Origin of the sequence: Streptomyces albidicamelliae, from assembly GCF_025642175.1 — a bacterium.
GTDB lineage: Bacteria > Actinomycetota > Actinomycetes > Streptomycetales > Streptomycetaceae > Streptomyces > Streptomyces albidocamelliae.
Genome location: NZ_CP106795.1, coordinates 7232401 through 7253873, shown reverse-complemented (window position 1 = coordinate 7253873; position 21473 = coordinate 7232401). Strand labels below are relative to the sequence as shown.

Sequence of the window (21473 nt, the reverse complement as noted above, 5' to 3'; positions counted from 1 at the left end):
CGCGCGGTCGATTACCCCGGACGTCATGCCGCGTGTGCCGGACCGGCGCCCGGGTACCCGGCCGGTCGTCGCAGCCTCCGCCGCGAGGACGGAAGGAGCCGAAGGTGAGCAGCTCAGCGGGCAGCAGGGTGGTCGTGACCGGCGCCACCGGCAATGTCGGGACGAGTGTGGTGCGCCTGCTCTCGGAGGATCCCGGGATCAAGTCGGTGCGCGGACTCGCCCGGCGGACGCCGGGGTGGTCGCCCCCGAAGACCGAGTGGGCCGCCGTGGATCTGGCCTCGGAGCAGGCGAACCTCGCCGAGCGGTTCGAGGGCGCCGACGCCGTGATCCACCTTGCCTGGGCCTTCCAGCCGACCCACGACCCGGCCACCACCTGGCGCAGCAACGTGCTCGGCAGCATCCGGGTGTTCGAGGCGGTCGCCGCGGCCCGGGTGCCGGTGCTGGTGCACGCCTCGTCCGTGGGCGCCTACTCGCCGGGCCCCAAGGAGCACGCGGTGGACGAGTCGTGGCCGACACACGGCTGGCCGGACGCCGCGTACTGCCGGGAGAAGGCCTACCTGGAGCGCACCCTGGACGTGTTCGAGCGCGACCACCCCGAGGTGCGGGTGGTGCGCATGCGTCCGGCCTTCCTGTTCAAGTGGGAGTCGGCGAGCGAACAGCGCCGTATCTTCGGGGGGCGGTTCCTGCCCGGGCCGCTCGCCCGGCCCGACCTGCTGCCGTTCCTGCCGGACGTCCCGGGCCTAAGGGTGCAGGCGCTGCACACGGACGACGCGGCCGAGGCCTACCGGCTCGCCGTGCACTCGGACGGCGCCCGCGGCGCCTTCAATCTGGCCGCCGACCCGCCGCTCGACGCCGCTGTGCTGGCGGGGCTGCTCGGCACCCGTCCGGTACGGCTGCCGCGTGCGGCGGCCCGGTCGGCGATCGCGGCGGCCTGGGGGCTGCATCTGCTGCCGGCCTCCCCGCACCTGTTCGACGCCGTGCTGCGGCTGCCCCTGATGGACTGCGCCCGGGCGAAGACCGAGCTGGGCTGGCAGCCCAGGTGGTCGGCGACGGAGGTGATCCAGGAGTTCCTGGACGGCCTGCGTAAGGGCGGCGGGATGGAGACCGAGCCGATGCGGGGGCGGAAGGTCGGCTGAGTGCGGTACCGCGACGTGAGGGAGAACGTGATGGCCGAGCAGCAGCAGCGGGAGTCCGGCACCGGGTCCGGCGCCGGGGACCGTCCCGTACCCCGGGACATGCCCGACCAGCAGGCCCAGACCGACGAGGACCGGCGGGACGCCGTACCGGACGAGCCGGACGGGGACGGCGTGCCGGACACCGACGAGGCGGGCAGCGGCCCCCGGGGCGCGCCGCGCTCGGGCACCGTGCACCCGGAACACCCGGCACCGGAGGAGCCGACGGCCTGAGACGGGCGGAAGGCGGCCGCCGCTGCCGTCGTCAGCGCGGGGCGCGCTCCTCCAGGGCGGCGCGCCAGGCCGGCAGACGGTCCTCGCCGAGCGGTTCGGGGCGTCGGCCGCCGCTCGCGAAGAAGTCGGCCAGGGGCAGGATCGCGGCGCCGACCGTGACGGCGTCGGGGCCGAGCCGGCCGAGGTCGATCGTCACCTTGTCGGCCGGATGGCGCAGGGCGTACGTCGCCGCGTGCCGGCGGACCGCGGGCAGGAAGCGGGTGCCGAGCTGGAGCCCGGCCCAGCCGCCGATCAGGATCCGCTCGGGCTGGAAGAGGTTGATCAGGTCCGACAGACCGGCGCCCAGGTACTCGGCGGTCTCCTCCAGCACCGCCAGCGCGACCGGGTCGGGCGCAGTGCCCTCGGACGGGTACGCGGCGGCCAGCATCGCGGTGAGGGCGGTCTCCTCGTCGGTGCCCTCCGGCGGCCGGCCGCCTTCCTCGCGCCAGCGGGCCAGCAGGGACTCCGCGCCCGCGTAGGCCTCCAGGCAGCCGGGCGCGCCGCAGCGGCAGCGGCGTCCGCGGACCCGGACCGTCAGATGGCCCCATTCGACGGCTCGCCCGTGCTCCACCTCGGGGGTGACGAGGCAGGCGCCGACGCCGGAGCCGAAGAGGACGACGACGGCGTTGCGGGCGCCGCGTCCCGCGCCGAACCACATCTCCGCCTGGCCCAGGGTCTTGGCGCCGTTGTCGATGACGTACGGCACCTCGTCCGGGAGCGGGGAGGTGGCGCGGAGCAGCCGCTCCAGCGGGACCGCGTCCCAGCCGATGGTCTGGCCGTGGACGACGGCGCCCCGGTCCGGGGTGTGCTCGACGATGCCGGGGACGCCGACGCCGACCCCGAGCAGCCGCTCGGGCACGGCCTGTTCGGAGGTGAGGACCTCGGCGATGCCGTCGCGGATGTGACCGACGATGACGTCCACGTCGTAGCCCTGGGCCGTCAACGGCCGTTCGGTGCGGGCGAGCTCGGTGAGCGCCAGGTCGAACAGCTCGACGCGGACACGGGTTTCGCCGACGTCGACGCCGATCATCTGTCCGCTGTGCGGGGACACCCGCAGCAGCGTGCGCGGCCGGCCGCCGTCCGAGTCGACGCTGCCGGCCTCCTCGACCAGCCCGTCGGCGATCAGGTCCGCGACCACGTTGCTGACCGAGCCGGAGCTCAGACCGGTGGCCGGGCCCAGCTCGAATCGGCTCAGAGGGCCGTCGAAGTACAGCCGTTGCAGCACCGCCGTGCGGTTGCCCCGCCTCAGGTCGCGTACCGTGCGTCCGTTCCGCCCCGCCATGCGGCTCCCTTCACGAACCCTGCCCGACCTGCAACATACCCCTTCGGACAGCTCGGGCGCGACATTCGCACAACCCTTAGTTCACGCTATGAGCTAAGACGGGGGCGCCGGTTCCCGCCGAGGGCGGCGTTCCGCTTGGCCGCGAGCGCGCCCGGTACCGGGGCGGGGCGCCGGGTCCGGCACGGCGCCCCCCTCCCCCGCGGCTCAGCCCGCCGCGTACACGTCCTCGACGTAACGCCCGTCCGCCATCAGCGAGTCGAGCCACCGCCGGGCCGCGGCCTCGTCGGTGCCCGTGCCGCCCGTGAGCTGGGGCTCGCGGTGGACGGCGTCAACTACCACCTGCGGCGTCTGTCGGCCCGCTGGGGCGCCGCCAACAGCACGGAACTGGTCGCCCGCGCCTACGCCTTGAGTGTGCTCGTCCCGGGGGTGTGGCCACCGGAGACGAGGCCGGACGGAGTGGGCTGAGCCGCCGGCCGCGGGCGCACGAAGGCGAGTCCGTACGGCACTTCGGGAAATCCATTCGCCCTTTCGCCTGGCGGCTATCTACGCTAGCCAGGAACCTAGGAATCCTAGGTTACCGGTACAGGCATCTGGAGGGACCTCCCGTGAGAGCGATCACCGAGCAGGACATCCGCGACTCCTTCGTCAACTGTTCCAAGGGGGAGGCCAAGCGGATGAGCGTGCCGCGCGATCTCGCCGAACGCCCCTGGGACGACCTGGACTTCCTGGGCTGGCGGGATCCCGGGGCGCCCGACCGCAGCTGTCTGGTCACCGAGCGCGACGGCCGGCTCGTCGGCGTCGCGCTGCGCTTCCCGTCCTCGCAGCGGGGGTTCCTGCACCGCAGCATGTGCTCGCTCTGCCTGACCACGCACCCCGGCGGCGGGGTGTCGCTGATGACCGCGCGGAAGGCCGGGGCCGCGGGCCGCGAGGGCAACTCGGTCGGCCTCTACATGTGCACCGACCTGGCGTGCTCCCTGTACGTGCGGGGCAGGAAGGTGCCGGAGTCCGGCTCCCGGTTCGAGGAGAGCCTGACGCTGGAGCAGCAGATCGCCCGCACGACGGCCAACCTGTCGGCGTTCGTCGACAAGCTGTACGCCTGACCCCGTACGCCTGACGCCGGACGGTCCGGGAGGCCGGCAGGCGCCCGCCGCCGTACCGCCACCCCCGCCGGATGGCGGAAAGCCGATCCGGGCAAAATCCCTGAAACCTGCCGGTCCGCGCCTCCCATGCTCTCTTCGCGGTCAGGAACAGTCCTCGATCGGTCACGTTCGACCGACCCGAGGAACGGGAACAGGCCAAGGGATGTACGACGTACAGAAGTGGACCTCGGGACTGTGGCGCCTGGTGAAGCGGTACCGGGAGCCGGTGGTCGTCCAGACGCTGCGGTCGGCCGCGGCGGCGACGGTGGCCTACGTCATCGCGCTGCGGCTGAGCCCGGAGCCGGCCCCCCTGACCGCGCCCCTGACCGCCCTGCTGGTCGTCCAGGTGACCTTCTTCGCGACGCTCACCAACGGCATCCGCCGGGTGAACTCGGTGGTGGCCGGTGTGCTGGTCGCCATCGCCTTCAGCGTGCTCGTGGGACTGACCTGGTGGAGCCTGGCCCTGCTCATCGTGGCGTCGCTGGCCGTCGGTCACCTGGTCCGCGTCGACGAGTACGTGGCCGAGGTGGCGATCAGCGCCATGCTGGTGCTCGGGGTGACCACCGTCGGGTTCACCGCCTGGGCACGGATCGTGGAGACGCTGATCGGCGCGGTCGTCGGAACGGCCTGCAACCTGCTGCTCCCGCCACCGGTGTGGGTCGACGAGGCGGGCCGGTCGATCGAGGACCTGGCACGCCGGGTGCGCCAGTTGATGCTGCGGATGGGCGAGGAGGCCGCGGACCGCATCCCCTGGCAGCAGGCGGCCGCGCGGCTGCACGAGGCACGCCGGCTGGACCACGACATCGTCCGGGTGGACGCGGCGCTGCGGCAGGCCGAGGACAGCCTGCGGCTCAACCCCCGGGTCAGGGAGGGCCTGCTGCACCGGGTCGTGCTGCGCACCGGCCTCGACACCCTGGAGATCTGCACGGTGGTCCTGCGGGTGCTGGCGAGGTCGTTCACGGACCTGGCGAAGGCCCGCGGCTCCGAGGAGCTGTTCCCCTCGCGGATCGGGGAGACCGTGGAGCAGCTGCTGTCGGAGATCGCCGACGCCGTCGTCAGCTTCGCGGTGCTGGTGACCACCGATCTGAGCGAGAACGCCGAGTCGGCGGAGTCCCGGCTGACGGCGGAGCTGCACACGGCCGCCGGCACCCGGGACCGGCTGGCCGAGCTGCTCAAGGAGGAGATCCGGAAGGACTGGGCGAACTGGCAGCTCATGGGCGCGGTGCTGACCGAGGCCACGCGCATCATCGACGAGCTGAACACCGAGCACCGCACCCGCCGCCTGTTGGAGGAGCTGGACCGGGTGTCCCAGGAGCAGCGGGCGAAGCTGCCGCGGATGACCCGGCTGCGCGAGCGCCTCGGCGTCCAGGAGGAACTGTGGAACCGTGCGGGGTTCGGTGAGCGTTCTCGGTGAGGAAGGTGCCGGGAGACGGGCCGGCGCCGTGATGCGAGGGGGCGGTCGGATGAGCGGTGCGGCGGTACGGATCGACGGGAACACCCTGAGGCTGCCGGGCGGAGTGGCGGTGCGGTTCATCCGCACGCTGCGGCTGCCCGAGAAGGGCACGCACGCGCTGCCGCCGGGGCTGGGCGAGTTCCCGGTCCGGCGGGTCTCGGACCACCCGGACACGGTTCCGGCGGAGTGGCTTGCGCGCGGCGGTGTGATGCTGCCGGTGTACCTCCGCGAGGCGATGTGGCTGAGCTTCGCCGGTACGACGGAGCCGGCCGCCCTCCAGGTCGGCGTGGGCAAGGTGTGCGCGGTGTCCGGCAAGCGGTGGAGCGGCAAGCTGGCCCGGCGCCCGCAGAACTACGTGGTGCTGCCCCGGCAGCCCTGGCTGGACGGCATCAACAGCGGCAAGGGGACGGTCCGCCAGTTCGTCGCCGTACCGCTCGGTCTGGGCGCGACCGTGGAGGGGCAGGTGACGGGCGAGGAGGTGTGGGGAGGCGTCCAGCTCCAGTCCTTCCCGCTGCGGGACGACGTGCTGGCCGAGTGGCGGCGCCGGGAGGAGGAGCGCCTGGAGCGGGAGCGGCGCACCCGGATGGCGGCCGGGCCGGTCGGCGGGTACGGAGCGGCGCAGCCGATGATGGCCGCCCCCGGCTCGGCCCTGCCGCCGCCGGCTCCGGGCGCGGCACCCCGGGCGCCGGGTGCTGCTCCCCGTGCCGCGGCCGCCATGGGGCTGGGCGTCGGCGGTTCGATGCGCCAGGAGGTCTACCAGGACGACCGGCCGCTCAAGGAGTGGTCCACGGACCCGGCGGGCCGGGTCTTCGTGCACCTGGTCACGCCTCCCGAGTGGCGGCGCATCACGGGCGAGGCTCCCCCGCCGTCCCCGGTGGACCGGGCGGCGTACACCCGGGCGGGACTGCCCTGGTTCGACTACTACGACGCGGACGGCGAGGACCTCGCCCCCACGGACACCCTGGGCGCGGTCAAGCCGGTGGGCGACTGGCTCGGGGACGACCTCGACCCGTGGCAGGCGCCGTCGCCCGGTCAGGTGCAGCCGCTGAAGGACGCGCCCGGCGAACCGGTCGAGGACGGGGACTGGTAGGACGGAGACCGGGAAGCGCCCCGCGGTCGCACCCCGTGCGACGCCTGTGGCCCGGTTTGCCCTCGGCGGCGGGCCGGGGCCAGGGTGACTGTCACACGACCGGGGCGAGCGACGAGCTGAGGTACGGCATGGACATGGAGGCAGGGGCGGCACGGCGGCCTCCTCGCCCGGAGCGGTCGCGGGAGCCCGGGAGCGGCTGGACGCGACGCCGGTTCGTCGGTGTCGCGGCGGGCACGGCGGCCGTGGTGGCGGTGCCGTCCCCGGCGGCCCCGCCCGCGGACGGCCGGCCCGCCGAGGAGCGGCGCCCGGCGTCCGCGCCACCCCGGCGGGCCGCCGGCCCCCGTGCGCTGTACCTGGGCACCTACACCTCCGCCGAGGGCGGCGGCACCGGTGTGGGCTTCGCCTCGTACGACCCGGCGACGGGCCGCGTCACCGGGTCCGGAACGCTCACCGGGGTGCCGGACCCGTCGTACCTCGCCGTGCATCCGGACGGCCGGACGCTGTACGCGGTGAACGAGCGGCAGGACGGCGGTGTGACGGCCGTGCGGCTCGCGGACCGGCGGGTCCTCGGCACCCGGAGCACGGGCGGGGCGGGGCCCTGCCATCTGTCCGTGCATCCCGGCGGGCGCTGGCTGCTGAGCGCGAACTACGGGTCGGGCAGCGTCGCCGTGCACCCGATCGTGCCGTCGGGGGCTCTCGGCGAGCGCACCGACCTGGTCACGCACACCTCACCGCCGCCCGGACCGGGCCAACAGGGCCCGCGCGCCCACCAGTTCCTCAGCAGCCCGGACGGCGGTCACCTCCTCGCCGTCGACCTGGGCACCGACAGCGTCCACACCTACCGGCTCGACGGCCGCGCCGGCACGCTCACCGAGGTGGCGCGGGCGCGCACCCGGCCCGGCGCGGGGCCGCGCCATCTGACCTTCCATCCGGGCGGCCGGCACGCGTACCTGGCCAACGAGGTGGACGACACGGTCACCGTCTGCGCCTACGACGCCGGGACCGGCCGGCTGACGATCGGCGAGCCGCAGCCGACGGGGTCGCGCGGCGGCACCAACTACCCGGCACAGCTGGTGGTGACGGCGAACGGCGCGTACGCCTTCCTGGCCAACCGGGGCGACAACAGCATCGCGCGGTACGCCGTCGAGGCGGACGGGGCCCGGCTGCGGCTGCTCGGCACGGTGCCGGTGCGCGGGGACTTCCCCCGGCACATCGCGCTGTCGCCCGACGGCGGGCTGCTGTTCGCGGCGAACCAGCGGTCCGGCACGGTCACCGTCTTCCACGTCGACCCGGTCGGCGGCGAACTCCGCCCGGCCGGTGAGCCGTTCGCGTCACCCGTCGCCGTCTGCGCGCTGCCGCTGTAGCGCCCGGGGGCAGCCTGCGGCACTCGCCTGCGCCAGCAGGACGTGCATGCGCTCGGTGAGCTCGGCGACGCCGTCCGCGGGTGCGTGGAAGGGCAGCCGTACGTCGCCGTGGGCGCGGGTGCGTTCGATGCGCAGGGTCAGCCCGTGCCGGTCGACGGCGAGCGGTGCCACCCTGGTCGCGGCGTGCAGACTCTCCGGCCGGACCAGGCGGGTGAGCCGCTCGACGGCGTCCGGGTGGGCGTCCGCGAGATGGGTGAGCAGCCCGGATTCGGCGTGGGCGAGGGGGTCGGGCCGGGCGGCGGTGAACTCGTCGAGGTCCACGACCACGGCACCCTCGGACTGCCGCAGCAGGATCCGGCTGGGCCGGAAGAGCAGGGAGCCGTCGGCGGGCTCGAACCGGCCGGAGAGCCAGAGCCGGGTGCGGACGCGGTTGCGCACGGGTACGGGGGCGACGTCGGCGAACTCCAGCACCGCCGAGGGCTCCTGGCGCGGCGCGCACAGGACCGCCCCGATCAGGGCGCTGTCGTCGGGCACGGTCAGCCGGACCTCGCCCTCGTCGGACACGCCGTGCGCGCCGACGTACTCCTCGCGGGCGCCGTCCGCGGTCACCGCGCACGACCACGCGGCGGCCAGCACCGATCGCGCCCGCTCCGCCGCGCTCGGGGCGGCCGTCCAGTCCTGCGTGTCACCCATGCCGAGACCTCCTTAGGTAAGCCTTGCCTAACCTATCGAAGATCGGGGCGCACGCCAACCACGCGCCACCGGCGAAGGCGTGGGAGCCGGTCTCAGGCGATGATCCCCAGCAGCGCGCGGGCGCACAGGTCGCGCACCTCTTCCAGGCTCAACTCCCCCTCGCGCAGCCACTCCAGGCACACCGCCGTGGTGAAGGCGAGCCAGCCGCGGACCGCCAGCCGCACCCATGGGAGGGCCGAGAAGTCCGGCCCGAACTCGGGGTCGGCCGCGAGCGCGGCCAGGATCTGCCGCTCCTGGGCCGCCAGGGACCGCTGATAGACCCGGCGCACGGCCTGGTCCCCCGCGGCGTCGGCCCGGTGGAAGGCACGGAAACCGTGGGCATGGGCCTGGACGTATGCGAGCCAGGTGTCGAGACCCGCGGTGAGCTGCTCCCGGGCCGGCACTCCGGGCAGGGCCGCCGTCATGCGCAGCATGCGCTCGCTCTCCCGCTCCACGACGGCGGCGAAGAAGTCCCGTTTCGTCGGGAAGTAGTGGTACAGCAGCCCCCGGGAGACCCCGGCGATCTCGGCGACCTGCTCGATCCACACCTCGTCGTAAGGGCTCTCCGAGAACAGCTTGGCGCCGACCGACAGCAACTGCTCACGACGCTCTGCGGTGCTGAGTCTGCGCCGGGCGCGCTCCCCCTGGTTCGCGGACATGCCGTCACCTTACTTGACGTCGGTTCAACAGGCGGACCACACTGAAACACGCTATTGAACTCACGTACAACACACGCGCGCACAGGTTCAACGGTCCGCTGGATCAAGGGAGATCGCGTCATGGCGGAGACGAGGGAGTCCGGACTGCCGAAGGGATTCCGGAGCGCCGAGCAGGGCTGGCCCGAGCTGCACCGCATCCCGCATCCGCCGCACCGGGTGCCGCTCCTCGGCGACGTTCTCGGGGCCGACCGGCGCCGGCCGGTCCAGGACTCCATGCGGTACGCGCGCGAGCTGGGGCCCATCTTCCGGCGGCGGGCCTTCGGCAAGGAGTTCGTGTTCGTGTGGGGCGCGCGGCTCGCCGCCGACATCGCGGACGAGGCCCGGTTCGCCAAGCACGTCGGTCTGGGCATCGCCAATCTGCGGCCCATCGCCGGGGACGGCCTGTTCACCGCCTACAACCACGAGCCCAACTGGCAGCTCGCCCACGACGTGCTGGCGCCCGGCTTCAGCCGTGAGGCCATGGAGACCTACCACGGGATGATGCTGGCGGTCACCGGCCGGCTGACCGACCACTGGGACCGCGAGACGGCGGCCGGGCGCACGGTGGACGCGCCCGGGGACATGACCAAGCTGACCCTGGAGACGATCGCGCGCACCGGGTTCGGGCACGACTTCGGCTCCTTCGAGCGGGACCGGCCGCATCCCTTCGTCTCGGCGATGGTCGGCACGCTCACCTACGCGCAGCGGCTCAACAGCGTGCCCGGACCGCTGGCCCCGCTGCTGCTGCGGACCGCCGCCCGGCGCAACGCGGCCGACATGGCCTACCTCGACCGCACGGTGGACGGCCTGGTGGCCGACCGGAGCCGGTCCGGGGGCGGCAGCGGGGACCTGCTGGACCGCATGCTGGAGACGGCCCACCCCGCAACGGGCGAAAGGCTGTCGGCGGAGAACGTCCGCAAGCAGGTGATCACGTTCCTGGTGGCCGGCCACGAGACCACCTCGGGCGCGCTCTCCTTCGCCCTGTACTACCTCGCCCGGCACCCGGAGATCGCCGCCCGGGCGCGCGCCGAGGTGGACCGGGTCTGGGGCGGCACCGCGCAGCCCGGCTACGAGCAGGTCGCCAAGCTGCGCTACGTCCGCCGGGTGCTGGACGAGACCTTGCGGCTCTGGCCGACCGCACCCGCCTTCGCCCGCGAGGCCCGGCAGGACACCGTGCTCGCCGGTGAGCATCCGATGCGGCGCGGCGCGTGGGCGCTGGTGCTCACGCCGATGCTGCACCGCGAGCCGGCGGTGTGGGGCGAGGACGCCGAGCGGTTCGACCCGGACCGGTTCGACGCCAAGGCCGTACGGGCCCGGCCGCCGCACACCTTCAAGCCGTTCGGCACGGGGGCCCGCGCGTGCATCGGCCGCCAGTTCGCCCTGCACGAGGCGACCCTGGTCCTCGGCCTGCTGCTGCGCCGCTACGACCTGGGGATCGACCCGGGCTACCGGCTGGCGGTCACCGAGCGGCTGACCCTGATGCCGGACGGCCTGCGCCTCCGGCTGGACCGGCGCCCCACCCCGGCGTCCACCCCGGCGGTACCGGTCACGGTCCCGGACGGCGCCGACGGACCGACCGGCTGCCCGGTACACCGAACGGACGACTGACCCGGGCGGCTGCCCGTCCGGGGACGGCTCCGGCAGGTCGGCCCACTGCTGACGGACAGGGTGGGTGGACGACCGGCCGGCCAGGGCGGCTCATCGGCTCCCCGCCCGCTGCACCGGACCCCGGTTCCGGACGGCCGGACCCGAGCTGCCCGGCGCACCGGTGGGTCGAGTGACCAGGGCGGGCCCTCGGCTCGCCTAAGGCGGCGGCTCGGTCCGCCGCCCGACGTGTGGCAGCCCGCGGGTCAGCCCGCCGTCCAGTGGGCCGGGCGGGTGAGTGCGTCGGGGAGTCGGGTGGCGGCGTTGCCCCGGGCACCGTCGAGTTGGGGCTGGGTGAGGAAGAAGGCGTCGGTGAGGTCCGCGTCGGACAGGTCGGCGTCCCGCAGATCGGCGCCGATCATGTCCGCGCCGCGCAGATCGGCCCCGGTGAGGTCGGCGGCGATGAGCAGGGCACCGCGCAGACTCGCCTCCCGCAGGTCGGCGCCCCTGAGGCGGGCGCCGATGAGGTCCGCGCCCCTGCGGTCCTTGCCACCGCTCTTGCCGCCGCCCTTTCCGCCGCTCTTTCCGCCGCTCTTGCCGCCCTTCGCGGTGGCGCCGGGCCGGGCCAGCTCGCTGGTGCGCAGGAGGAGCACGTTGATCTCCTGGCGGTGCGCGGCCACGTCGAGAGCCGCCAGTTCCTCGGGGCCCTGCCGGGTGAGCGCATCGGTCCGCTCCCACGCCCGCCGCAGCTCGGGGTGGACGGGCCGGGCGGCGGGCATGCGCAGCGCCTCCGCCAGGTACCACAGGAGTTCGTGCAGTTGCCGGACCACCGGGAAGACGTCGAACATCCGCCGCGCGTCCTTCTTCGCCCCCGTCCGCCAGTCCTGCCCGCCGAAGGTGACCTGCGAGACCTTCTGACCGGCACCGAAGCAGTCGTAGACCGTGCAGCCGGTGAAGCCCTTGCCGCGCAGGTCGGCGTGGATGCCGCACCGGTGGTCGGAGCCCAGGTTCGGACAGGCCGTGCCCGCGGGCTTGTTCAGCGCGAAGTCGGAGGAGCGGGCGAAGGGCAGGGCGACACAGCACAGCCCGAAGCACTGTGCGCAGTCGCCGCGCAGGTCGGAGGGGTCGATCGTATGGTCCGGCATGAACCCCACCCTACTGACCTGCGGAGCTGCCCCCGAAACCCGCGTCGGCGCCCGCCCGGTGCGTCACACCTCGTCGCGGGCCAGCGCCAGCAGCCGGTCGAGGACACGGGGCGCGCCCGCGCGCAGGCCGTCGTGCTCGAACTCGTCGGTGACCCAGGTGCGCAGCCCCCGGATCGCGCGGGCCGTCGCCAAGGAGTGGGCGGTGTCGACGTACATGTCGTCGTGGTAGACGGCGGCCACGACCGGGACCTCGTTGGCGGCGAGACGCGTGGGGTCGTACAGCGGCCGCCAGTCGGTGCGGGCGGCGAGCAGGCCCGCCGTCTCCCGCAGAGGGCGCAGGGCCGGGTCGGCGTCGAACATCCACGGGTGGACCGTCTCGCCGGTGAACAGGACGGGGGCGTCGCCCGCGAGTGCCTTCGCCGCGTCGAACTGCGGGAACTCGGCGCGGACGCGTTCGGCGGCCCAGGCGGTGGGGCGGCCGTCCTGACCGTAGATCGCCTCGTGGACGAGGGCGTACAGGGGGTGGCCCGCGTACGACAGCAGGGTCTGGACCTGTTCCTGGAACGCGTCGGAGAGGTCGAGCCCGCCGGGGGTGCGCACGAAGGCGTCCTCCAGGAGGTGGTGCAGCCGGTGGCTGCCGTCGCTCGCACCGAGCATCAGGCCGAGGGACTGGAAGGCCTCCACGGTGAAGCGGTAGCCGTTCGGCAGGACCACGTCGTGGGTGAGGAGGTGGTCGGCGATACGGCGGGCCCGCTCGACGTCCTGCGGATAGCGGGCGTAGTGCGCGGCGACCTTCCGCTCGACGCGCGGGTAGGCGGCGCGGTACACGTCGTCGGCGTGGGCGTCGAGCGAGGGCAGCCCGCCGGTGATCACGGCCGTCCGCAGACCCTCGGGGGCGAGGGAGAGGTACGACACCGTGCAGAAGCCCCCGAAGCTCTGGCCGAGCACGGTCCACGGGGCGCCGCCGGTGACCTGCGGGCGGATGGCCTCGCAGTCGCGGACGATGGCGTCGGCCCGGAAGTGGGTGAGGTAGCCGGCCTGTTCGGCGGGGCCGCCGCGCAGCGGGAGCGTCTGCCGGGTGGCGGGCGTGGAGCTGCCCGTGCCGCGCTGGTCCAGCAGCAGGACGCGGTACTCCTTCAGGGCTCGGTCGAGCCAGGCCTGCCGTCCGACGAAACGATTCGCCCCGAAGCCGGGTCCGCCCTGCAGGTACAGCAGCCAGGGCAGGTCCTGGTCCGCCTTGTCACTCGCGACCGCCTCGCGGGCGTACAGCTCGATGGTCTCGCCGCCGGGGTCGGCGTGGTCGAGGGGCACGGTGAAGCGCCGGTCGGTGAGGACGACGCCCGGCTGGCGGTAGCTGAGGCTCAACGGGTCTCCCGGGACGGATGGGATGGACGCGTCCCAGTTCAGCACATGACCGGGTGCGGGCCGACCCCCGGGATCATGGATTGTTACTGAACTTCCGGTCAGCGGGCCGCGAGGCTGGAACGGCGCACGACCAGCTCCGGCTGGAGCACCACCCGGCGGTGTTCGTGGGCCCGCGACCCCTCCCCCTGCTCGGTCTCCTCCAGCAGCAGTTCGGCGGCCAGGGCCCCCATGGTGACGGCGGGCTGCCGTACCGAGGTCAGCGGTACGGCGGCGGCCGCGGCGAACTCGATGTCGTCGTAACCGACGATGGCGAGGTCGTCCGGGACGGTGACGCCCGCCGCGTACAGGGCCTGCAGGACGCCGAGGGCGAGCAGGTCGTTGGCGCAGAAGACGGCGGTGGGGCGCTCGGCGAGGCCGAGCAGCCGGGCGCCCGCGTCGCGGCCGGCGGCGACGTCGAGGCGCTCGGTGGGCAGCTCGCGCAGCGCGTCCGGGCCGAGCCCGGCTTCGGCGAGGGCGTTCAGGGCGCCGGTACGGCGGTCGCGGACCTGGTTCAGCCCGGGCGGGCCGCTGACGTAGGCGAGGGACCGGTGCCCGGCGTCCACCAGATGGCGGACCGCGAGCGCACCGCCCGCCACGTCGTCCACGGAGACCGAGCACTCGGTGGCGCCCTCGGCGACCCGGTCGACGAGGACGAAGGGGATGCCGTGCCGGCGGAAGGACTCGATGTTGCGGCCGGTCGCGTCCGCCGGGGTGAGCAGGACACCGCGCACCCGCTGCTCGGCGAAGAGCGACAGGTAGTCGGCCTCCTCGGCCGCGTTCTGGGCGCTGTTGCAGACCATCACGCCGAGTCCCGCCGCACGGGCCGCGCGCTCGGCACCGCGCGCCACGTCCACGAAGAACGGGTTGCCCATGTCGAGCACGAGCAGCCCCATGATCCGGCTGCGGCCCGCACGGAGCTGGCGCGCGGACTCGCTGCGGACGTAGCCGAGCCGGTCGATAGCGGACTGCACGCGCGCGCGGGTCTCGTCGGCGACCGTGTCCGGGCGGTTGATCACGTTGGACACCGTGCCCACCGACACTCCGGCGGCGCGGGCGACGTCCTTGATACCCACCGACTGGGCCATCGGGCTTCGGACCTCCAGGGGGACGACGGGCGGTGGGCGGGCCTTCACATTACCGGCACCGCCGCCCGGAACGAGCGGTCGTAAGGGGCGCGGGGCGGGGCTACGGGGAGGGCCGAGGGGGTCGTACCGCCCGGCCTTCCCTCCCGGTGGACGGGCCGGGCCGTGCCCTCGCTCGTGGCCGAGGGGCCGGGGTGGCCGTCCTCTCGGCCGCGCGCCCCGGGTGAAGGCCGGGGCGCGCGGCCGCGGGCCGCGCCGGCAGGTGGCCCGCTCCGGCCGTTCGGTCGAGGTGGAACACCTCGGCGAGCGGTCTCATGGCCGCGTCGGGCCGGGCGCCGTCCGGCGACTCGAAGAACGGCGCCCTCTCCGCCTGCCGGCGCGCGTTGACGCCGGTGGCCTCCGTGCCGGCCCGGGCGGCGGCGAAGTCGCCGGTCTCCAGGTAGCCGACGAGCAGGCCGTCCTCGTGCGGGAAGAGCGGGTAGTTGTGCCGGACGGCCGCGTGCCGCTCACGGTACTCGCCGAGGCGGTCCGCCCTGACCTTCAGCAGGAAGCACACGCGGTGCGTCGACGCCCCCTCTCCGCTCAGAAGTCGAACCGGTCGATGTTCTTCGCGTCGAACACGGTGGGCCTGCCCAGGTTGATCACACCGTCCTTGCCGAGGGTGTACGTCGTCCCGCCGGCCTTGAAGGTCTCGCCCTCCTTGCCGGAGATCTGCCCGGAGGCCAGGGCGACGGCGGTCCGCGCGGCGAGGTCGCCGAGCTTCGCCGGGTCCCACAGCTCGAAGCCGTCGACGGTGCCGTTCTTGACGTACTTGCGCATGTCGTTCGGGGTGCCGAGGCCGGTCAGCTTGACCTTGCCCTTGTACTTGGAGCCCGACAGGTACTGGGCCGCGGCCTTGATGCCGACGGTGGTCGGGGAGATGATCCCCTTCAGGTTCGGGTGCTCCTGGAGCAGGCCCTGGGTCTGCTGGAAGGACTGCTGGGCGTCGTCGTTGCCGTACGCGATCTTGACGAGCTTCACGTCCTTGTACTTCGGGTCCTTCAGCTCGTCCTTCATGTAGCCGATCCAGGTGTTCTGGTTGGTCGCGGTCTGTGCGGCCGACAGGATCGCGATCTCGCCCTTGTAGTCGATCTGTTCGGCGAGCAGCTGCACCTCGGTACGGCCCAGGTCCTCGGCGGACGCCTGCGACACGAACGCGTTGCGGCAGCCGGGGTTGGTGTCGGAGTCGTAGGTGACGACCTTGATGCCGCTGGTCATGGCCTGCTTCAGCGCCGTGCACAGGGCGCCGGGGTCCTGCGCGGAGACGGCGATGGCGTCGGCCCGCTGCTGGGTGAGCGTGTTGACGTAACTCACCTGCCCGGAGGTGTCCGTGGCGCTGGACGGGCCCACCTCCTTGTATGTCGAGCCGAGTTCGGTGAGCGCCCGTTCGCCGCCCTTGTCGGCGGTGGTGAAGTACGGGTTGTTCACCTGCTTGGGCAGGAAGCCGACGGTCAGGCCCTTCTTGGTGGCCGCGTTCGGGTCGGCCTTGCCTGCGGAGGCGGCGGATCCGTTGTCGTCCTTGACGTCGTTCTTGGTGGTGCCGCCGCAGGCGGTGAGGGCGAGGGCCAGGGAGGTGCCGGCGGCGAGGGCGGCGCAGGCGCGGCGAAGGGACGGACTACGCATGATGACGCTTCCTTTGCGGGAGGAGGGGTGGCGCCCCGTCGGGGGCGCGGGACTGGTCCGGACACGCGGCTCCGCCGCGGGAGACGTCCGCCGGCCGCGGCGGGCCCGCGGCCGGCGGACGGTCTAGCCGGTGGAGCCGGCCGCCCGGGCGAGGGAGATCTGCCGCGCGACCCGCGGCGCCAGGACGGAGATCACCAGCAGCACGCCGGTGACGACGATCTGCGACTGGGCGGAGACGTTGAGCAGGCTCATCACGTTCTGCAGCGCGCCCAGCAGGAAGACACCGGCGATCGCGCCGCCCAGGGTCCCCTTGCCGCCGTCGAAGTCGATGCCGCCGAGCAGCACGGCTGCCACGACGGAGAGCTCCAGCCCGGTGGCGTTGTCGTAGCGGGCGCTGGCGTAGTGCAGCGCCCAGAAGACGCCGGTGAGCGCGGACATCAGGCCGGTGGCGACGAAGAGGATCAGCTTGCCGCGCTTGACCCGGATGCCCGCGAACCGTGCCGCCTCCTCGCTCGCCCCGATGGCGAACAGCGACCGGCCGAACGGGGTCGCGTGCAGGACGACGACCGCGACGGCGAGCAGGACCAGGAAGGGCAGGAAGGCCTGCGGCAGGAAGGTCGTGCCGAGGCGGCCGGCCGCGAACTCCTGGTACCGGACCGGGAAGTCGGTCACCGCGTCGGAACCGAGCACGATCTGCGCGATGCCCCGGTAGGCGGCGAGCGTGCCGATGGTGACGGCGAGGGACGGCAGCCCGAGCCGGGTCACGAGCAGTCCGTTGACCAGCCCGCAGACCACGCCCAGGAGCAGACACAGCGGGACGATCGTCTCGATGGCCATGCCCTCGTTCCAGAGCCTGCCCATCACGGCCCCGGACAGCCCGGCCGTGGACGCGACCGAGAGGTCGATCTCGCCGGAGACGACGAGCAGGGTCATCGGCAGGGCGATCAGCGCGATCGGGAGCGTGTTGCCGAGCAGGAACGACAGATTGAGGGCGTTGCCGAAGCCGTCGACGAACCCGAAGGAGAGCAGCAGCAAGGCGATCAGGAGGGCGCCGACGACGGTGTCCCAGCGGATCGCGCGGATGAGCGACTCAGGCACCGGAGGTCTCCTTCGCCATGGCGGTCCTCCTCAGGGCCGACTTCTTCTTCAGGGCGGCGGCCACGCGCAGCGCCACGACCCGGTCGACGGCGATGGCGAGCAGCAGCAGGACGCCGTTGATGGCGAGCACCCACACGGAGCTGACGCCGAGCGCGGGCAGCACACTGTTGATCGAGGTCAGCAGCAGGGCGCCGAGAGCGGCGCCGTAGACGCTGCCGGCGCCGCCGGTGAAGGCGATGCCGCCGACCACGACCGCGCTGACGACGGTGAGTTCGTAGCCGTTGCCGGTGCCGGAGTCGACGTTGCCGAACCGGGCCAGGTACAGGACGCCCGCGAGTCCGGCGAGGGCGCCGCAGAAGGTGTAGGCGGCCAGGAGCCGCTTGCGCACGGGGATGCCGGCGAGTCGCGCGGCCTCCGGGTTGGACCCGAGGGCGTACAGCTCCCGCCCGCTGTCGTAGTGCCTGAGGAAGTACGCGGTCGCGACCAGCACCGCCAGCGCGATGACGGCCAGCCAGGGCACCGCCGAGACTCCTGTGGAGCCGAAGTCGACGAAACCGCCGGGGAGATCGGCCGCCGTGATCTGCCGGGAGCCGACCCAGATCGAGTCGATCCCGCGGATGATGTACAGGGTGCCGAGCGTGACGACCAGCGCGGGCACCTGGCCTAGGCTGACGAGCAGGCCGTTCAGCAGTCCGGACCCGATGCCGAGCAGGACGGCGAGGAGGATCGCGACGACCGTGTTCCCGCCGCCCTGGAGGTAGGAGCCGGCGGCGAAGGCGCTGATCCCGAGGGTGGAGCCGACCGACAGGTCGACGTTGCGGGTGATGACGACGAGGGACTGCCCGGTGGCGACGAGCACCAGGATCGTCGCGTTGAGCAGCAGGTCCTTGATGCCCTGCTCGGACAGGAACTGGCTGTTGCCCGCCTGGGTGACCGCGATCATCACCAGGAAGACGACCAGGATGGCGAGTTCGCGCATCTTGAAGACACGGTCCACGAGCCGGGTACCGCTGGAGCGGGGCGCATCGGCGACGGGGGCCGGGTTCGGCGAGGTCACCGTCATACGGCGGCCCTCCGATCGGCGACCAGGATCATCCGCTCAGCCCTCTCTACGGCTGTCGTACAACGGGCAGCCGTCACGGCGACTGCCGTCCGGCGGTCAGCCCCCTCTACCGCTGTCACCCGGCGGGCGTCCCCCTTTGTAGCCGTCGCGCGGCGAGCGGCCCGTTCGGCGGATGCAGTTCGGCAGGCAGCCCGATCTACAGCTGTCATGCGGCCGCCCTCCCGGTGGCCGCCGCCATCACGGATTCCTCGGTGGCCGCGGCGCGGGGGATCTCGGCGGTGATGCGGCCCTCGTGCATGACGAGCACCCGGTCGGCCATGCCGATGATCTCGGGCAGGTCGGAGGAGATCATCAGCACCGCCACACCGTCGGCGGCGAGCCGGGACAGCAGCCGGTGGACCTCGGCCTTGGTGCCGACGTCGATCCCCCGGGTCGGCTCGTCCACGATGAGCACCTCGGGGCGGCTGGCGAGCCACTTGGCGAGGACGACCTTCTGCTGGTTGCCGCCGGACAGCGTGGAGACGGCGTCCGCGATCCGGGCGTACTTCACCTGGAGCCTCACCGCCCAGTCCAGGGAGCGGCTGCGTTCGGCGCGGGGGTTCATCAGTCCGGCCCTGGCGGTCGTGCGCAGTCCGGTCAGACCGATGTTCCGCTCGATGGACATGTCCATCACCAGCCCCTGGGCGCGCCGGTCCTCGGGGACGAGGGCGAGTCCCGCGGCCATCGCGGTGGAGGGGGCCCCGTTGGTGAGCCGGCGGCCGCCGACCTCGACCTCCCCCGCGTCCCAGCGGTCGACGCCGAACACGGCGCGGGCGACCTCGGTACGGCCGGCGCCGACCAGCCCCGCGAGGCCGACGATCTCGCCGCGCCGCACCTCGAAGGAGACGTCGGTGAAGACGCCCTCACGGGTCAGCCGGCGGACGCTGAGCGCGGTCTGCCCGGGGGTGACGTCGAGCTTCGGATACAGCTCGTCGAGGTCGCGGCCGACCATCCGGCGGACCAGGTCGTCCTCGGTCATCCCGTCGAGCGGCTCGCCGGCGATCCGCGCGCCGTCGCGCAGCGTCGTCACCCGCCCGCAGATCTGGAAGATCTCCTCGAGCCGGTGCGAGATGAACAGCACGGCGGCGCCCTGTTCGCGCAGGGTGCGTACGACTCCGAAGAGCCGGGCGACCTCGCTGCCGGTCAGCGCGGCCGTCGGCTCGTCCATGATCAGGACACGGGCGTCGAAGGAGAGCGCCTTGGCGATCTCCACGATCTGCTGGTCCGCGATGGACAGTCCGCGGGCGGGCCGGTCGGGGTCGAGATCGACGCCGAGGCGTTTCATCAGGGCGGCCGTGGCCCCGCGAGTGGCCTTGTGGTCGATGCGGCCGAGGGACCGCCGGGGCCGGCGGCCCATGAAGATGTTCTCGGCGATCGACAGGTCCGGGAAGAGCGTCGGCTCCTGGTAGATCACGGCGATGCCGGCGTCACGGGCGTCGCCGGGACCGTGGAAGACGACCGGCGCCCCGTCGAGCAGCACCTGGCCGGTGTCCGGCCGGTGCACCCCGGCGAGGATCTTGATCAGGGTCGACTTGCCCGCGCCGTTCTCACCGGCGAGGGCGTGCACCTCGCCGGGCAGCAGCTCCAGCGAGACGTCCCGGAGGGCGCGTACGGCACCGAAGGACTTGGAGACGCCCGCGAGTGCCAGCACCGGGGCCGGTCCCGTGTCAGGCGGGTGGGTCATGGGGGCTCCTCGACGACACCGCCGGACGGGCCCGGGGCCGCCACGGCGTCTGAAAGGTTTCAAATGGATTGCCGGGACCGTAGGCATCACCGCCGGGCCGCGTCAATGGGTCCGTGTCGAAAAACTTTCCACGCCGATAAGTCACGGCGCAGTCACGGGCGACCGCGGGGGCCGGAGTCCTTGACACCCTTCGGAACGGCACCTAGCTTCCGTTCTGAATCGTTTCACACGCTTAGTCGTTCCGCCTGACCTCACAGGAGCCCTGAAGTGACCGACCTCGCCGCGGTGAAGGCCGCGCTCAAGACCCAGGCCGTCGAGACGCCGTCGTGGGCGTACGGGAACTCGGGAACCCGTTTCAAGGTGTTCGCCCAGGCCGGCGTGCCGCGCACGGCCCAGGAGAAACTCCAGGACGCCGCCAAGGTGCACGAGTTCACCGGCGTGGCCCCGACCGTCGCCCTGCACATCCCCTGGGACCGGGTCGACGACTACACGGCGCTGGCGAAGTACGCCGAGGAGCGCGGTGTGCGGCTGGGCGCTGTCAACTCCAACACCTTCCAGGACGACGACTACCGGCTCGGCAGCATCTGCCACCCGGACGCCGCGGTGCGCCGCAAGGCGCTCGGCCACCTGCTGGAGTGCGTGGACATCATGGACGCCACGGGCTCCCGCGATCTGAAGCTGTGGTTCGCGGACGGCACCAACTATCCGGGCCAGGACGACATCCGCGCCCGGCAGGACCGGCTCGCCGAGGGGCTGGCCGAGGTGTACGCGCGGCTCGGCGACGGGCAGCGGATGCTGCTGGAGTACAAGTTCTTCGAGCCGGCCTTCTACACGACGGACGTGCCGGACTGGGGCACGGCGTACGCGCACTGCCTGAAGCTCGGGCCGAAGGCGCAGGTCGTCGTCGACACCGGACACCACGCACCCGGCACCAACATCGAGTTCATCGTGGCGACCCTGCTGCGGGAGGAGAGGCTCGGCGGCTTCGACTTCAACTCGCGGTTCTACGCCGACGACGACCTGATGGTGGGGGCCGCCGACCCCTTCCAGCTGTTCCGGATCATGTACGAGGTGGTGCGCGGCGGCGGGCTGTCCGCGCGGGTCGCGTTCATGCTCGACCAGTGCCACAACATCGAGGCGAAGATCCCGGCGATCATCCGCTCGGTGATGAACGTGCAGGAGGCGACGGCCAAGGCGCTGCTGGTGGACCGGTCGGCGCTGGCGGCGGCGCAGGCCGCGGGCGACGTGCTCGACGCGAACGCCGTGCTGATGGACGCGTACAACACCGATGTGCGGCCCCTGCTGCGGCAGGTGCGCGAGGAGATGGGGCGCGACCCCGATCCGCTGGCCGCGTACCGGCGGTCGGGGTGGGCCGAGAAGGTCGTCGCCGAGCGGGTCGGGGGGCGGCAGGCCGGCTGGGACGCGTAGGCGTACGCCCCGCCGCCCGGTCGCCCGGGCCGCGCACCGGACGTCTCCGGCCGCCGGCCCCCCGCGCCCCCTTCGAACTCC

The 21473-nt window shown here is 73.2% G+C and carries 19 protein-coding genes and 2 pseudogenes; 9 read left to right on the top strand and 12 right to left on the bottom strand.

The annotated features are described in order from the left end of the window. Positions 1 to 104 precede the first annotated feature (104 nt). Both N8I86_RS32855 and N8I86_RS32850 read left to right on the top strand, forming a co-directional pair. On the top strand, positions 105 to 1136 hold the full coding sequence (locus N8I86_RS32855) for an SDR family oxidoreductase (protein WP_263279422.1): 1032 nt from the start codon (positions 105 to 107) through the stop codon (positions 1134 to 1136). 30 nt (positions 1137 to 1166) lie between these two features. Further along, entirely contained in the window at positions 1167 to 1406 is a 240-nt protein-coding gene (locus N8I86_RS32850) for a hypothetical protein (RefSeq protein ID WP_263279421.1), read from the top strand. Between the two features lie 31 nt (positions 1407 to 1437). Here N8I86_RS32850 and N8I86_RS32845 read toward each other — a convergent pair whose 3' ends face one another. Together N8I86_RS32845 and N8I86_RS32840 are read right to left on the bottom strand one after the other, a co-directional pair. Next, on the bottom strand, positions 1438 to 2727 hold the full coding sequence (locus tag N8I86_RS32845) for an ROK family transcriptional regulator (RefSeq protein WP_073891046.1): 1290 nt from the start codon (positions 2725 to 2727) through the stop codon (positions 1438 to 1440). A 204-nt stretch (positions 2728 to 2931) separates the two neighbouring features. Beyond that, the gene (locus N8I86_RS32840; RefSeq protein WP_263279420.1) at positions 2932 to 3066 is read right to left on the bottom strand and encodes a hypothetical protein; all 135 of its coding nucleotides are present in this window, start codon (positions 3064 to 3066) and stop codon (positions 2932 to 2934) included. On the opposite strand from N8I86_RS32840, the pseudogene N8I86_RS32835 reads away from it, so the two are divergent. From N8I86_RS32835 to N8I86_RS32815, 5 genes and pseudogenes are all read left to right on the top strand, one after another. After that, positions 3004 to 3192: pseudogene (locus N8I86_RS32835) on the top strand (diguanylate cyclase); the annotation flags it as partial. The gene N8I86_RS32840 and the pseudogene N8I86_RS32835 overlap by 63 nt on opposite strands. A 140-nt stretch (positions 3193 to 3332) precedes the next feature. After that, positions 3333 to 3827: an FBP domain-containing protein gene (locus N8I86_RS32830; protein WP_263279419.1), complete on the top strand. Its 495-nt coding sequence runs from the start codon at positions 3333 to 3335 to the stop codon at positions 3825 to 3827. A 202-nt stretch (positions 3828 to 4029) separates the two neighbouring features. After that, complete coding sequence (locus N8I86_RS32825; protein WP_263279418.1) at positions 4030 to 5280, top strand: aromatic acid exporter family protein; 1251 nt, start codon at positions 4030 to 4032, stop codon at positions 5278 to 5280. A 49-nt stretch (positions 5281 to 5329) separates the two neighbouring features. Further along, positions 5330 to 6409, top strand: coding sequence for a hypothetical protein (locus N8I86_RS32820; protein ID WP_073891049.1), 1080 nt, complete (start codon positions 5330 to 5332; stop codon positions 6407 to 6409). A 134-nt stretch (positions 6410 to 6543) separates the two neighbouring features. Continuing rightward, positions 6544 to 7773 carry a lactonase family protein gene (locus N8I86_RS32815; protein ID WP_263280188.1) on the top strand — a complete coding sequence of 410 codons (1230 nt, stop codon included), beginning with the start codon at positions 6544 to 6546 and terminating at the stop codon, positions 7771 to 7773. Here the strand turns inward: N8I86_RS32815 and N8I86_RS32810 are convergent. Then, positions 7741 to 8466 (bottom strand): DUF2470 domain-containing protein, encoded by a 726-nt coding sequence (locus N8I86_RS32810; RefSeq protein ID WP_263279417.1) that lies wholly within the window; start codon positions 8464 to 8466, stop codon positions 7741 to 7743. The two genes, N8I86_RS32815 and N8I86_RS32810, sit on opposite strands and share 33 nt — an antisense overlap. Before the next feature lie 92 nt (positions 8467 to 8558). Continuing rightward, positions 8559 to 9164 carry a TetR/AcrR family transcriptional regulator gene (locus tag N8I86_RS32805; RefSeq protein WP_263279416.1) on the bottom strand — a complete coding sequence of 202 codons (606 nt, stop codon included), beginning with the start codon at positions 9162 to 9164 and terminating at the stop codon, positions 8559 to 8561. A gap of 120 nt (positions 9165 to 9284) precedes the next feature. Here N8I86_RS32805 and N8I86_RS32800 point away from each other — a divergent pair, with 120 nt between their 5' ends. Next, the gene (locus N8I86_RS32800) at positions 9285 to 10811 is read left to right on the top strand and encodes a cytochrome P450 (protein WP_263279415.1); all 1527 of its coding nucleotides are present in this window, start codon (positions 9285 to 9287) and stop codon (positions 10809 to 10811) included. A 242-nt stretch (positions 10812 to 11053) separates the two neighbouring features. Here the strand turns inward: N8I86_RS32800 and N8I86_RS32795 are convergent, their stop codons facing one another. The 8 genes and pseudogenes from N8I86_RS32795 to N8I86_RS32760 form a co-directional block, all read right to left on the bottom strand. Next, complete coding sequence (locus tag N8I86_RS32795) at positions 11054 to 11932, bottom strand: pentapeptide repeat-containing protein (protein ID WP_263279414.1); 879 nt, start codon at positions 11930 to 11932, stop codon at positions 11054 to 11056. Between the two features lie 63 nt (positions 11933 to 11995). Continuing rightward, positions 11996 to 13297 (bottom strand): alpha/beta hydrolase, encoded by a 1302-nt coding sequence (locus N8I86_RS32790; RefSeq protein WP_263279413.1) that lies wholly within the window; start codon positions 13295 to 13297, stop codon positions 11996 to 11998. A gap of 98 nt (positions 13298 to 13395) precedes the next feature. Further along, positions 13396 to 14421, bottom strand: coding sequence for a LacI family DNA-binding transcriptional regulator (locus N8I86_RS32785; protein ID WP_073891057.1), 1026 nt, complete (start codon positions 14419 to 14421; stop codon positions 13396 to 13398). A 283-nt stretch (positions 14422 to 14704) separates the two neighbouring features. Beyond that, a pseudogene (locus tag N8I86_RS32780) lies at positions 14705 to 14974 on the bottom strand (L-rhamnose mutarotase); the annotation flags it as partial. A 26-nt stretch (positions 14975 to 15000) separates the two neighbouring features. Further along, complete coding sequence (gene rhaS / locus N8I86_RS32775) at positions 15001 to 16080, bottom strand: rhamnose ABC transporter substrate-binding protein (RefSeq protein ID WP_263279412.1); 1080 nt, start codon at positions 16078 to 16080, stop codon at positions 15001 to 15003. Positions 16081 to 16203: 123 nt separating this feature from the next. Next, positions 16204 to 17178, bottom strand: coding sequence for an ABC transporter permease (locus N8I86_RS32770; RefSeq protein WP_263279411.1), 975 nt, complete (start codon positions 17176 to 17178; stop codon positions 16204 to 16206). Beyond that, positions 17171 to 18241, bottom strand: coding sequence for an ABC transporter permease (locus N8I86_RS32765; protein WP_263279410.1), 1071 nt, complete (start codon positions 18239 to 18241; stop codon positions 17171 to 17173). Before N8I86_RS32765 ends, N8I86_RS32770 begins: the two co-directional genes overlap by 8 nt. 205 nt (positions 18242 to 18446) lie before the next feature. Then, positions 18447 to 19964 carry a sugar ABC transporter ATP-binding protein gene (locus N8I86_RS32760; protein ID WP_263279409.1) on the bottom strand — a complete coding sequence of 506 codons (1518 nt, stop codon included), beginning with the start codon at positions 19962 to 19964 and terminating at the stop codon, positions 18447 to 18449. 267 nt (positions 19965 to 20231) lie between these two features. On the opposite strand from N8I86_RS32760, the gene rhaI reads away from it, so the two are divergent. Then, positions 20232 to 21392 (top strand): L-rhamnose isomerase, encoded by a 1161-nt coding sequence (gene rhaI / locus N8I86_RS32755; protein WP_263279408.1) that lies wholly within the window; start codon positions 20232 to 20234, stop codon positions 21390 to 21392. Positions 21393 to 21473 lie beyond the last annotated feature (81 nt).

Excerpts from the sequence above, each read along its gene's own strand:
- N8I86_RS32850 (WP_263279421.1), top strand. The coding sequence starts at position 1,167 with ATGGCCGAGCAGCAGCAGCGGGAGTCCGGCACCGGGTCCGGCGCCGGG.
- N8I86_RS32845 (WP_073891046.1), bottom strand. The coding sequence starts at position 2,727 with ATGGCGGGGCGGAACGGACGCACGGTACGCGACCTGAGGCGGGGCAAC.
- N8I86_RS32825 (WP_263279418.1), top strand. The coding sequence starts at position 4,030 with ATGTACGACGTACAGAAGTGGACCTCGGGACTGTGGCGCCTGGTGAAG.
- N8I86_RS32820 (WP_073891049.1), top strand. The coding sequence starts at position 5,330 with ATGAGCGGTGCGGCGGTACGGATCGACGGGAACACCCTGAGGCTGCCG.
- N8I86_RS32815 (WP_263280188.1), top strand. The coding sequence starts at position 6,544 with ATGGAGGCAGGGGCGGCACGGCGGCCTCCTCGCCCGGAGCGGTCGCGG.
- N8I86_RS32810 (WP_263279417.1), bottom strand. The coding sequence starts at position 8,466 with ATGGGTGACACGCAGGACTGGACGGCCGCCCCGAGCGCGGCGGAGCGG.
- N8I86_RS32805 (WP_263279416.1), bottom strand. The coding sequence starts at position 9,164 with ATGTCCGCGAACCAGGGGGAGCGCGCCCGGCGCAGACTCAGCACCGCA.
- N8I86_RS32800 (WP_263279415.1), top strand. The coding sequence starts at position 9,285 with ATGGCGGAGACGAGGGAGTCCGGACTGCCGAAGGGATTCCGGAGCGCC.
- N8I86_RS32795 (WP_263279414.1), bottom strand. The coding sequence starts at position 11,932 with ATGCCGGACCATACGATCGACCCCTCCGACCTGCGCGGCGACTGCGCA.
- N8I86_RS32785 (WP_073891057.1), bottom strand. The coding sequence starts at position 14,421 with ATGGCCCAGTCGGTGGGTATCAAGGACGTCGCCCGCGCCGCCGGAGTG.
- rhaS (WP_263279412.1), bottom strand. The coding sequence starts at position 16,080 with ATGCGTAGTCCGTCCCTTCGCCGCGCCTGCGCCGCCCTCGCCGCCGGC.
- N8I86_RS32765 (WP_263279410.1), bottom strand. The coding sequence starts at position 18,241 with ATGACGGTGACCTCGCCGAACCCGGCCCCCGTCGCCGATGCGCCCCGC.
- N8I86_RS32760 (WP_263279409.1), bottom strand. The coding sequence starts at position 19,964 with ATGACCCACCCGCCTGACACGGGACCGGCCCCGGTGCTGGCACTCGCG.